Raw genomic sequence first — 13,409 nt, 5'->3', positions numbered from 1 at the left:
GGCCTCAATCCCTTGACACGTTCCGCCGGGGCTGACCCGGATCGCTCACCCCGTACCGCGCCGCCACGCCACCGTGACCTTTTCGGACCAGCTGCAGCAGAGCACTGCCGCGCAGCAATGCCCCGATCCGGCGATGCACCGTCGACTGCTGTGCGGATGTCGCCTCGGCGAGGTCTGGCTCGCTGGCGGTGATGATCCCGTTGTTGTCCATCCGGTCGATCAGGGCGTTCCACAATTTCCGCAGCTGTCCCCGCTGCGGTGTTGTGGTGGCGATGTGGTCGGCGTGCTGGTCGAACAGCGCCCGGGCCTCGCCCGGGTCGCGCAGCCACTGGCTGCCCTCGGGAGGGGCCGGCAGCGGTGCTTGCCGGGGCTGACCCGGATCGGCTACCCCGTACCGCGCCGCCACGCGACCGTGTGCTTCCTGGACCAGCTGCAGCAGAGCACTGTCGCGCAGCAATGCCCCGATCTGGCGACGCACCGTCGGCTGCGGTGTGGATGTCGCCTCGGCGAGGTCTGGCTCGCTGGCGGTGATGATCCCGTTGTCGTCCATCCGGTCGATCAGGGCGTTCCACAATTTCCGCAGTGGTTCCCGCTGCGGTGTTGTGGTGGCGATGTGGTCGGCGTGCTGGTCGAACAGGACCCGGGCCTCGCCCGGGTCGCGCACCCACTGGCTGCCTTCGGGAGGGGCCGGCAGCGGTGTTTGCCGGGGCTGACCCGGATCGGCTACCCCGTACCGCGCCGCCCCGCGACCGTGTGCTTCCTGGACCAGCTGCAGCAGAGCACGGTCGCGCAATACCCCGATCCGGGCATGCACCGTCGGCTGCGGTGTGGATGTCGCCTCGGCGAGGTCTGACTCGCTGGCGGTGATGATCCCGTTGTCGTCCATCCGGTCGATCAGGGCGTTCCACAATTTCCGCAGCGGTTCCCGCTGCCGTGTTGTGGTGGCGATGTGGCCGGCGTGCTGGTCGAACAGCGCCCGGGCCTCGCCCGGGTCGCGCACCCGCCGGCTGCCCGCAGTGGGTTGGGGTTGGGGCTGGTCGGGGTGCGGCGAGGCGGGCGTGGTGGGTGGCTGGTCGGCCGGGTGATGGGGGGTGTCGCCGGCGTGGACAGTGCCGGCGTCGGTGCGGGTCACCGCTGGAGAGGGCGCGAGGGATGGCTGCCAGTCCATGTCCGGCCCCTGGTAGGTGGCCCAGTCGCCGAGGTTCCCGCCGTCGCCGGCCCAGTCGCCGAGGTTTCCGCTGCCCTCGCCGGCCTGATCGTCGATGCGCGGCTGGCCGAAGTCGGTGGAGATCGCAGCATCGTGGGCGGTCACATCAATGCCGGGAACCGGCCCCGCCGGTTCCGCCCACCCCGCCGGCCAGGACGACGCGGTGGGGCGTCCGGGTCGTCCAACGGCCCGGGCAGCGCTGGCAGGCCCGTGCCCGCCGGCGGGGCAGGTACCGGCCCGGACATCGGCAACATATCCCAGTCGTCCAGCCAGGACAGGTCCTCACCCTGCGGGCGGTCCGGTCCGAGGGCAGGGCCCGGCATCGGTGCTTGCCGGGGCTGACCCGGATCGCTCACCCCGTACCGCGCCGCCACGCCACCGTGCCTTTCCTGGACCAGCTGCAGCAGAGCACTGTCGCGCAATACCCCGATCCGGTGATGCACCGTCGGCCGCGGTGTGGATGTCGCCTCGGCGAGGTCTGGCTCGCTGGCGGTGATGATCCCGTTGTCGTCCATCCGGTCGATCAGGGCGTTCCACAACTGCCGCAGCCGGTCCCGCTGCGGTGTTGTGGTGGCGATGTGGCCGGCGTGCTGGTCGAACAGGGCCCGGGCCTCGCCCGGGTCGCGCAGCCACTGGCTGCCTTCGGGAGGGGCCGGCACCGGTGCTTGCCGGGGCTGACCCGGATCGCTCACCCCGTACCGCGCCGCCACGCGACCGTGCCCTTCCCGGACCAGCTGCAGCAGACCACGGTCGCGCAATACCCCGATCCGGGCATGCACCGTCTGCTTCGGTGTGGATGTCGCCTCGGCGAGGGCTGGCTCGCTGGCGGTGATGATCCCGTTGTTGTCCAGCCGGTCGATCAGGGCGTTCCACAACTGCCGCAGCTGTTCCCGCTGCGGTGTTGTGGTGGCGATGTGGCCGGCGTGCTGGTCGAACAGGGCCCGGGCCTCGCCCGGGTCGCGCAGCCACTGGCTGCCTTCGGGAGGGGCCGGCAGCGGTGCTTGCCGGGGCTGGCCCGGATCGCTCACCCCGTACCGCGCCGCCACGCGACCGTGCCCTTCCCGGACCAGCTGCAGCAGACCACGGTCGCGCAATACCCCGATCCGGGCATGCACCGTCTGCTGCGGTGTGGATGTCGCCTCGGCGAGGGCTGGCTCGCTGGCGGTGATGATCCCGTTGTCGTCCAGCCGGTCGATCAGGGCGTTCCACAATTTCCGCAGTGGTTCCCGCTGCGGTGTTGTGGTGGCGATGTGGTCGGCGTGCTGGTCGAACAGGACCCGGGCCTCGCCCGGGTCGCGCAGCCACTGGCTGCCTTCGGGAGGGGCCGGCAGTGGTGCTTGCCGGGGCTGACCCGGATCGCTCACCCCGTACCGCGCCGCCACGCGACCGTGTGCTTCCTGGACCAGCTGCAGCAGACCACGGTCGCGCAATACCCCGATCCGGGCATGCACCGTCTGCTTCGGTGTGGATGTCGCCTCGGCGAGGGCTGGCTCGCTGGCGGTGATGATCCCGTTGTCGTCCAGCCGGTCGATCAGGGCGTTCCACAATTTCCGCAGTGGATCCCGCTGCCGTGTTGTGGTGGCGATGTGGCCGGCGTGCTGGTCGAACAGCGCCCGGGCCTCGCCCGGGTCGCGCACCCGCCGGCTGCCCGCAGTGGGTTGGGGTTGGGGCTGGTCGGGGTGCGGCGAGGCGGGCGTGGTGGGTGGCTGGTCGGCCGGGTGATGGGGGGTGTCGCCGGCGTGGACAGTGCCGGCGTCGGTGCGGGTCACCGGTGGAGAGGGCGCGAGGGATGGCTGCCAGTCCATGTCCGGCCCCTGGTAGGTGGCCCAGTCGCCGAGGTTCCCGCCGTCGCCGGCCCAGTCGCCGAGGTTTCCGCTGCCCTCGCCGGCCTGATCGTCGATGCGGGGCTGGCCGAAGTCGGTGGAGATCGCAGCACCGTGGGCGGTCACATCAATGCCGGGAACCGGCCCCGCCGGTTCCGCCCACCCCGCCGGCCAGGACGACGCGGTGGGGGCGTCCGGGTCGTCCAACGGCTCGGGCAGCGCTGGCAGGCCCGTGCCCGCTGGCGGGGCAGGCGCAGGCCCGGGCGTCGGCGACTGAGGTGGCGGATCCTGCATACCCGGTCCGGGCGGGAACGACTGAGTCCCTGGGGACTGGCTGGGCTGGTCGCCGCTGGGCTGCGACCACGATGTCGGGCCGGGCGGGGCCTGCGGCCGGGACGGATCCATCGGTTGCGGCCCGGGGTCGGGTTCCGTGCCCACGGCCTCAAGCAGATAGAGCAGATCGGCCGGGTCCACATCGAGCGAACCGGCTGGGCCCACCTCGTAGGTGGCCCAGTCGCCGAGGTTCCCGCCGTCGCCGGCCCAGTCGCCGAGGTTCCCGCTGCCCTCGCCGGCCCGATCGTCGATGCGCGGCTGGCCGAAGTCGGTGGACATCGCAGCACCGTGGGCGGTCACATCAATGCCGGGAACGGGCCACCCCGGTTCCGCCCACCCCGCCTGCCAGGACGACGCGGTGGGGGCGTCCGGGTCGTCCAGCGGCCCGGGCAGCCCTGGCAGACCCGTGCCCGCTGGCGGGGCAGGTGCCGGCCCGGGCATCGGCACCGTAGCCCCGTGGTCCAGCCAGGACAGGTCCTCACCCTGCGGGCGGTCCGGTCCGAGGGCAGGGCCCGGCATCGGTGCTTGCCGGGGCTGACCCGGATCGCTCACCCCGTACCGCGCCGCCACGCCACCGTGCCTTTCCTGGACCAGCTGCAGCAGAGCACTGTCGCGCAATACCCCGATCCGGTGATGCACCGTCGGCCGCGGTGTGGATGTCGCCTCGGCGAGGTCTGGCTCGCTGGCGGTGATGATCCCGTTGTCGTCCATCCGGTCGATCAGGGCGTTCCACAACTGCCGCAGCCGGTCCCGCTGCGGTGTTGTGGTGGCGATGTGGCCGGCGTGCTGGTCGAACAGGGCCCGGGCCTCGCCCGGGTCGCGCAGCCACTGGCTGCCTTCGGGAGGGGCCGGCACCGGTGCTTGCCGGGGCTGACCCGGATCGCTCACCCCGTACCGCGCCGCCCCGCGACCGTGTGCTTCCTGGACCAGCTGCAGCAGACCACGGTCGCGCAATACCCCGATCCGGGCATGCACCGTCTGCTTCGGTGTGGATGTCGCCTCGGCGAGGTCTGGCTCGCTGGCGGTGATGATCCCGTTGTCGTCCATCCGGTCGATCAGGGCGTTCCACAACTGCCGCAGCTGTTCCCGCTGCGGTGTTGTGGTGGCGATGTGGCCGGCGTGCTGGTCGAACAGCGCCCGGGCCTCGCCCGGGTCGCGCAGCCACTGGCTGCCTTCGGGAGGGGCCGGCAGCGGTGCTTGCCGGGGCTGACCCGGATCGCTCACCCCGTACCGCGCCGCCACGCGACCGTGTGCTTCCCGGACCAGCTGCAGCAGACCACGGTCGCGCAATACCCCGATCCGGGCATGCACCCTCCGCTGCGGTGTGGATGTCGCCTCGGCGAGGTCTGACTCGCTGGCGGTGATGATCCCGTTGTCGTCCATCCGGTCGATCAGGACGTTCCACAACTTCAGCAGCTGATCCACCCGCTGCCGTGTTGTGGTGGCGATGTGGCCGGCGTGCTGGTCGAACAGGGCCCGGGCCTCGCCCGGGTCGCGCACCCACTGGCTGCCTTCGGGAGGGGCCGGCAGCGGTGCTTGCCGGGGCTGACCCGGATCGCTCACCCCGTACCGCGCCGCCACGCGACCGTGCCCTTCCCGGACCAGCTGCAGCAGACCACGGTCGCGCAATACCCCGATCCGGGCATGCACCGTCGGCTGCGGTGTGGATGTCGCCTCGGCGAGGTCTGACTCGCTGGCGGTGATGATCCCGTTGTCGTCCATCCGGTCGATCAGGGCGTTCCACAACTGCCGCAGCGGTTCCCGCTGCGGTGTTGTGGTGGCGATGTTGCCGGCGTGCTGGTCGAACAGGACCCGGGCCTCGCCCGGGTCGCGCACCCGCCGGCTGCCCGCAGTGGGTTGGGGTTGGGGTTGGTCGGGGTGCGGCGAGGCGGGCGTGGTGGGTGGCTGGTCGGCCGGGTGATGGAGGGTGTCGCCGGCGTGGACAGTGCCGGCGTCGGTGCGGGTCACCGCTGGAGAGGGCGCGAGGGATGGCTGCCAGTCCATGTCCGGCCCCTGCCAGGTGGCCCAGTCGCCGAGGTTCCCGCTGCCCTCGCAGGCCTGATCGTCGATGCGCGGCTGGCCGAAGTCGGTGGAGATCGCAGCACCGTGCCCGTCGGTCACATCAATGCCGGGAACCGGCCACCCCGGTTCCGCCCACCCCGCCTGCCAGGACGACGCGGTGGGGGCGTCCGGGTCGCCCAGCAGCCCGGGCAGCCAGGGCAGACCCGTGCCCGCGAGCGGGGCAGGTGCCGGCCCGGGCATCGGCACCGTAGCCCCGTGGTCCAGCCAGGACAGGTCCTCACCCTGCGGGCGGTCCGGTCCGAGGGCAGGGCCCGGCGGTGGTGCTTGCCGGGGCGGACCCGGATCGCTCACCCCGTACCGCGCCGCCACGCGACCGTGTGCTTCCTGGACCCGCTGCAGCAGACCACGGTCGCGCAATACCCCGATCCGGTGACGCACCGTCGGCTGCGGTGTGGATGTCGCCTCGGCGAGGTCTGGCTCGCTGGCGGTGATGATCCCGTTGTCGTCCATCCGGTCGATCAGGGCGTTCCACAACTGCCGCAGCCGGTCCCGCTGCGGTGTTGTGGTGGCGATGTGGCCGGCGTGCTGGTCGAACAGGACCCGGGCCTCGCCCGGGTCGCGCAGCCACTGGCTGCCCTTGGGAGGGGCCGGCAGTGGTGCTTGCCGGGGCGGACCCGGATCGCTCACCCCGTACCGCGCCGCCCCGCGACCGTGTGCTTCCTGGACCAGCTGCAGCAGAGCACGGTCGCGCAATACCCCGATCCGGTGATGCACCGTCTGCCGCGGTGTGGATGTCGCCTCGGCGAGGTCTGACGGGCTGGCGGTGATGATCCCGTTGTCGTCCATCCGGTCGATCAGGGCGTTCCACAATTTCCGCAGCGGTTCCCGCTGCCGTGTTGTGGTGGCGATGTGGCCGGCGTGCTGGTCGAACAGCGCCCGGGCCTCGCCCGGGTCGCGCACCCGCCGGCTGTCCGCAGCGGGTTGGGGTTGGGGTTGGTCGGGGTGCGGCGAGGCGGGCGTGGTGGGTGGCTGGTCGGCCGGGTGATGGGGGGTGTCGCCGGCGTGGACAGTGCCGGCGTCGGTGCGGGTCACCGGTGGAGAGGGCGCGAGGGATGGCTGCCAGTCCATGTCCGGCCCCTGGTAGGTGGCCCAGTCGCCGAGGTTCCCGCCGTCGCCGGCCCAGTCGCCGAGGTTTCCGCTGCCCTCGCCGGCCTGATCGTCGATGCGGGGCTGGCCGAAGTCGGTGGACATCGCAGCACCGTGCCCGTCGGTCACGCCCATGCCGGGTACCGGCCACCCCGGTTCCGCCCACCCCGCCGGCAAGGACGACGCGGTGGGGGCGTCCGGGTCGTCCAGCGGCCCGGGCAGCGCTGGCAGGCCCGTGCCCGCCGGCGGGGCAGGCGCAGGCCCGGGCATCGGCGACTGAGGTGCCGGATCCTGCATACCCGGTCCGGGCGGGAACGACTGAGTCCCTGGGGACTGGCTGGGCTGGTCGCCGCTGGGCTGCGACCACGATGTCGGGCCGGGCGGGGCCTGCGGCCAGGTCGGATCCATCGGTTGCGGCCCGGGGTCGGGTTCCGTGCCCATGGCCGTGGGCTGGTCGCCCCACGCCGCCGGATGGAGCGGATCAAACAGATCGAGGGCTGGGTCCTCCTGCCAGGTGGCCCAGTCGCCGAGGTTCCCGCCGTCGCCGGCCTGATCGTCGATGCGCGGCTGGCCGGGGTCGGTGGACATCCCAGCACCGTGGGCGGTCACATCACTGCCGGAAATCGGCCCCGCCGGCCCCGCCGGTCCCTCTTCCATCGGCCGGGCCGGCGCGGCCGGCCCCGCCGGCCAGGCCGACGTCGTGAGGGCGTCCGGGGCGTCCAGCGGCCCGGGCGGCCCTGAGAGCCCGGGCAGACCCGTGCCCGCTGGCGGGGCAGGTGCCGGCCTGGGCATCGGTGACGTATCCCCGTGGTTCAGCCGGGACAGATCCTCACTACCCTGCGGGCGGCGGTCCGGTTCGGGGGCAGGGCCCGGCACCGGTGCTTGCCGGGGCTGACCTGGATCGCTCACCCTGTACCGCGCCGCCACGTGACCGTGTGCTTCCTGGACCAGCTGCAGCAGACCGCGGTCGCGTAATGCCACGATCCGGTCATGCACCGTCGACGCCGGTATGGATGTCGCCGCGGCGATGGCTGGCTCGCTGGCGGTGATGATCCCGTCGCCGTCCATCCGGTCGATCAGGGCGTCCCACAACTTCGGCAGCTGATCCACCCGCTGCCGTGTTGTGGTGGCGATGTGGTCGGCGTGCTGGTCGAACAGCATCCGGGCCCCGTCCGGGTCGCGTACCCACTGGCTGCCCTCGGGAAGGTCCGGCAACGGTGCTTGCCGGGGCTGACCCGGATCGCTCACCCTGTACCGCGCCGCCACGCGACTGTGTGCTTCCTGGACCAGCTGCAGCAGACCGCGGTCGCGTAATGCCACGATCCGGTCATGCACCGTCTGCTTCGGTGTGGATGTCGCTGCGGCGAGGTCTCGCTCGCTGGCGGTGATGGTCCCGTCGTCGTTCATTTGGTTGATCAGGGCGTTCCACAACTGCCGCAGCTGCTCCGGCTGCTGCTGTGTTGTGGTGGCGATGTGGTCGGCGTGCTGGTCGAACAGCGTCCGGGCATCATTCCGGTTGCGTACCCACTGGCTGCCCTCGGGAAGGTCCGGCAACGGTGCTTGCCGGGGCTGACCCGGATCGCTCACCCTGTACCGCGCCGCCACGCGACTGTGTGCTTCCTGGACCAGCTGCAGCAGACCGCGGTCGCGTAATGCCACGATCCGGTCATGCACCGTCTGCTTCGGTGTGGATGTCGCTGCGGCGAGGTCTCGCTCGCTGGCGGTGATGGTCCCGTCGTCGTCCATATGGTTGATCAGGGCGTTCCACAACTGCGGCAGCTGTTCCCGCTGCTGTGTTGTGGTGGCGATGTGGTCGGCGTGCTGGTCGAACAGCGTCCGGGCATCATTCCGGTTGCGTACCCACTGGCTGCCCTCGGGAAGGTCCGGCAACGGTGCTTGCCGGGGCTGACCCGGATCGCTCACCCTGTACCGCGCCGCCACACCACCGTGGCCTTCCCGGACCAGCTGCAGCAGACCACGGTCGCGCAATACCACGATCCGGCGATGCAACGTCGTCTGCGATGTGGATGTCGCTGCGGCGAGGGCTGGCCGGCTGGCGGTGATGGTCCCGTCGGCGCCCATATGGTCGATCAGGGCGTTCCACAACTGCCGCAGCGGTTCCCGCTGCTGTGTTGTGGTGGCGATGTGGTCGGCGTGCTGGTCGAACAGCGTCCGGGCATCATTCCGGTTGCGCATCCACTGGCTGCCCGCAGTGGGTTGGGGTTGGTCGGGGTGCAGCGGGGCGGGGGTGGTGGGTGGCTCGTCGGCCGGGTGATGGGGGGTGTCGCCGGCGTGGACAGTGCCGGCGTCGGTGCGGGTCACCGCCGGGGAGGGCGCGAGGGATGGTTGCCAGTCCATGTCCGGCCCCTGGTAGGTGGCCCAGTCGCCGAGGTTCCCGCTGCCCTCGCCGGCCTGATCGTCGATGCGCGGCTGGCCGGGGTCGGTGGACATCCCAGCACCGTGGGCGGTCACATCAATGTCGGAAACCGGCCACCCCGGTTCCGTCCACCCCGCCGCGGCCGGCCCCGCCGGCCAGGCCGACGCGGTGGGGGCGTCTGGGTCGTCCAGCGGCCAGGGCAGCCAGGGCAGCCCCGTGCCTGCCGGTGGGGCAGGTGCCATCCCGGGCATCGGCAGCGTATCCCAGTCGTCCAGCCAGGACAGGTCCTCACCCTGCGGGCGGTCCGGTCCGAGGGCAGGGCCCGGCACCGGCAATTCCGCCTTTGGATCCCGCGACGGGCCCCCCATCCACTGGGCCGCGGACGCCGGGCCAGGACCGGACGGGTCGCCGTCTTGCGCTGGATCGGGTGACTGCCCGTGTGAGGTGTTGCCGGCCCACCGGTGCCGGCCGCCGGCGGCGGCGAAGTCCTCCTGGTCCGGCCAGCGGACGCCGGGTTCCTGACCGTTGTCGATGATGTCCGCGGTCCGTACCGCCTCCACCAGATCCGGTCCGAACAACTCCACCGAAGCGTCCGAGAACAACACCGACCGCACCGGCTCGTCCACGTGTGGCCGCAACTCGCCGGGCATCTGGTCCACCTCGTGCGTGGACGACATCAGCCGCCGGGCGCGCAGCCGGGTGCGCAGCCATTCACCGAAGGAGGTGGCCTGTCCCGGTGCCTGCCACGCCGCGTCGCACCAGACCAGCAAGATGTCGGGTGCGTCGCCGCCGCGCTGCCGCGCCTGCGCGACGGCGTGTCGCCAGGCGGGCGAGGCGGTGAGCATCCGGAGGAACAAGGCCTGACGCACCGGATCGTCGGCCAGCCGCTCGGCCAGGTTCCGGTGCCCGGCGATGGTGAACCATCCCCGCACCCGCGGCAGCGCCCGCGCCGCCGTGCGATCCGCCGCCGCCGCGTCCGGATCCGCCGCCGCCGGGTCTGCGAAGTACACGCCGCTGAACGTGTCCGCCATGACGATGTCCCTGGACACCTCGAACAGTTGGGGCAGGATCCCGTCCGGGGACGCCGTCTGGATACCGATGTCCGCGGCGAGGCGGCGCAGCTGAGCGTCGCTGGCACGGCCGTGGCCGCCGCTGGCGAGGTCGTGGATTCGTTGCCCGGCCGACCCGGTAGCCGCGACGGCCGGCTCGCCGAGACCGCCAGAGTCGACACCGACCGGTTCGTCCAGCACCGACACGTCACCGATCGAACCCGTATCCCTGAAACCGGTCGAATCCGTGTCCCGGGAGCCGAGATCGGGGCTGAACACCGCACCGCTTGCCACGGACACGTCACTGACCGGGGTCGTGTCGCTGGCGTAGATCGGCGTGGCGTCAACGCGGAAGGCAGCGCCGCCCGGCTCCGTACCGCGGGCGCTGGCCGTGTCCGGAGTGCCCGGCATGCCGGGCGTGCTGCCGCCGGCCTGCGTGAGCACCTGATGGTATCCATCCACCCAGTCCCCTCGGAACGATTCGGCGAGGGTGTCGTGACCGGCCGGGTCGACACCGTAGCGGTGGGCCAGGGCGGTGAACTGCTTTTCTGCCAGGCTGGCCGCGGCTGCGGTGTGCTGCTCGACAGTCACCGACACTGCCGGCGCGCCGGTACGCCAGCTTGCCGGGGCGTCCGCCGGGAACGGGATGACGTGCGGCGCGGTGATGTCGGGAATGGTCGCGGCCGAGAAACGGGCGGGCAGGTCGGTGACCGCCTGCCGGACCACGTTCGCCACGGCACTGACCTGCGCGGCGTCGGGACCGGCCACCACAGCGGGCAGCACAGCGGGCAGCACGGCGGGCAGCACTGCGGGGGCACCGAGGATCGCATCGAGGCTTCGGTCCACCCAGTTCCGCGTTTCCCTCTCGACCACCTCGACCGCGGCGGCGGACGGCACCCCCGCCCCGGCACCTGCCGGCACGCCCGCGCCCGACGACGTGCCAGCGCCTCCCGGTGTGCCAGCGGCCGACGACGTGCCGGGGCCCGACGACGTGCCGGGGCCCGACGACGTGCCGGGGCCTGTCGGCGTGCCCGTGCCTGTCGGCGTGCCCGCGCCTGTGGGTAGGCCGGCGGTGAGGTGCTGGCCGATGTGGTGTTGGACGGCCAGGTGCGCGATCGAGCGCAGCGCCTGCCGGTCGAACTCCGCCGGCAGCCCGGCGACCACCTGCTGCGCCCGCACCCCGGCCGGGAACTGCCCACCCGCGGACGCCAACGCCTCGGCCATCCGGGCCACCGCCCGCTGCCGAACACCCGTCAGAAACCCCTCGGTCAGCGCGGCAGCGGGCAGACCGACCGCGGACAGGAAACCCGCAACAACCCGATCACCCCGCCGGGCCTCGACCCACCCGGCGAAAACCCCCTCGACCGGCATGGCGAGCGCGGCCATGCTCTTGCCCGCCCGAGCCACCCCGGCCAGCAACCCACCGTAACGGTCCACCAGATCCTGCTGGAACCGATACCACCGCTCGACCACCGGCCCACCCGCTGCCGCGACCCACGCCGACACCGGCGCAACCGGCACCGACAGGCTCGGCACCGACCACGACGGCACCGACAGGTCCAGACTCGGCGCGGGCAGGTTCAACGCCGGCAGCGGCAGCGGCAGCGGCGGCGGCGGGGACTGCCCGCCGGCACCCACAGCCTTCGGATCATCGACCCCAGCCCGGTACCCCGCGGACGTGTCCCCACCAACCGGTGGCGGCGCCACCGGCATGACCGGCCTTCCTTCGGGCGTGAACGCGAGGCGAGGCATCTGCACCCGGGGCCCATTCATGGCGCGATTCACGACGAGCCCGAGGCCGCTCGCGGCCGACCCGCCCGTCCCCGACAGCGCCCCGGACAGAAGATCGGCACCAAGATTGCCGGTGTCGTAGTACCCGTCGACCATCAGGCTGGCACCGATACCGAACAGCCCCTCCGTGCCGGTCTCCAACACCGGCCGCGTCAACAGATCGGTCAACAGCATTCTGGTGCTGTCCGACAGGCCGAGTTTGCTGACCGCGGCGGCGACAGCGCCAGCGGCCTTGCCCAACGCCGGCCCGCCCGCCGTGCTTAGGAACGCCACCGCCCCCGCGTACGCCGCCTGCTTACCGACCGCCGACCAGTTCACCCCCGACTGCAAACCGTCGGTCATCATCGACACCTGCGCCAGCAGCGCAGAACCCGGCATCGTCAGCATCTGCATCGCCGTGCCACTCGCCGCCGACCGCACCAACGCCGACCGCAGGACCACCTGGATGATCGTCCGCGCCTCCGCCAGGTGCGCCGCCGCCCCCACCGGATTCCACCACCACATCGCGGCCGCGGCGGCGAACTCGGCCTGCATGAAGGAGAACATGGCCAACGCCGTACGCTTGCCGGCCTCCGTCTCCAGGAAGAACTTCTTCTCCGCCTCCACCACGGCGAGCATCAGATCGGCCGTCTCGGCCATCTTCCCCACGAACGGAACCGTCTGCGCCACGAACCGGTCGAAGGCCTCACCCTCCCCCGCCGCCCGGACCGCCCTGACCGTCTGCTCCAGCAACGGACCCAGCACCGCACGCACCCGACCCGCCAGCAACTCCAGCGTGCCGATGTCATCCCACAACAACGGCAACCTCGCCCGGGACATCCTCATCCCAGTGAACGCTTCCAAAGCCCGCAACGAACTCTCACCGAGCTCAACAGTCGAAAAAGCAGCGGCGACCAACGCGCAACGCTCCCTCCCCGCCCCCGAACCAAGGACACCCAGTACGGATCAGCCAGCCCCGCAGGCCGCCCACCCCAGCCCCGACCACCTCGCCGGCGACAACCTCGCCACCCCGTCGCCCACCCGCCGGCCAAAACCCCCACACCTCACCCCACGACCCGGCCGACGCCCACCACCACCGGCAGTGTTGATCGCCGAGAGCCACGCACCCCTCACCGTAAAGTGACGGTAGTCGACACCGGCGACACCAGCCATCCCCACCCACACGTGCGCCACCACACACCCACACCCCGCGCCGGGCCCCGGACGGGGGCCTGACCCCCGACCCGAGCCGTTGAACAGGCCCATGCCAGATCAGACCCACCACCTGATCGACCAACCCGCAGCGGTACTCCGAGGCGTTGGGGCCGGTCATGCCAGCCCTCCGCGAAACCGGCGCGCTCACCCGCGCCGCCCACCTCACCTGGTGGTCGGTGCCACGCCGTGCATAAGAAACAACCCGCCAGTTCCTCACGTGGTGGTCTGAGGTCTGATCCTGTTTCCCCTGGCCAGGGCGGGAGTCTGCGGGTCTTTCGCGCGACTGAATGGGGTTGACGTCACTTCAGAAATTCTGAGTCGTTGTCGTCGTCGGTGACTGATTGATGTCGCCGGTGAAGGCGAGGAGGCTCGGGTTGGGACTGGCGGTCGTGCGGGATCTGCGGGTGGTCCGGGCCGAGCCGGGGCCGGAGGACATCGCCGAATTCGAGACCGACGTGCTGGCCGGG

At 71.8% G+C, this 13,409-nt stretch carries 2 protein-coding genes; both read right to left on the bottom strand.

The features are described from left to right. Window positions 1-4 precede the first annotated feature (4 nt). On the bottom strand, window positions 5-1,312 hold the full coding sequence (locus JD77_RS29880; protein ID WP_145777159.1) for a hypothetical protein: 1,308 nt from the start codon (window positions 1,310-1,312) through the stop codon (window positions 5-7). Then, complete coding sequence (locus JD77_RS29875) at window positions 1,309-12,573, bottom strand: hypothetical protein (RefSeq protein ID WP_145777158.1); 11,265 nt, start codon at window positions 12,571-12,573, stop codon at window positions 1,309-1,311. The genes JD77_RS29880 and JD77_RS29875 overlap by 4 nt, the downstream gene beginning before the upstream one ends. Window positions 12,574-13,409 lie beyond the last annotated feature (836 nt).

Source organism: Micromonospora olivasterospora (assembly GCF_007830265.1).
Lineage (GTDB): Bacteria > Actinomycetota > Actinomycetes > Mycobacteriales > Micromonosporaceae > Micromonospora > Micromonospora olivasterospora.
This window is presented reverse-complemented; position numbering and strand designations above follow the sequence as displayed.

Excerpts from the sequence above, each read along its gene's own strand:
- JD77_RS29875 (WP_145777158.1), bottom strand. The coding sequence starts at position 12,573 with ATGAGGATGTCCCGGGCGAGGTTGCCGTTGTTGTGGGATGACATCGGC.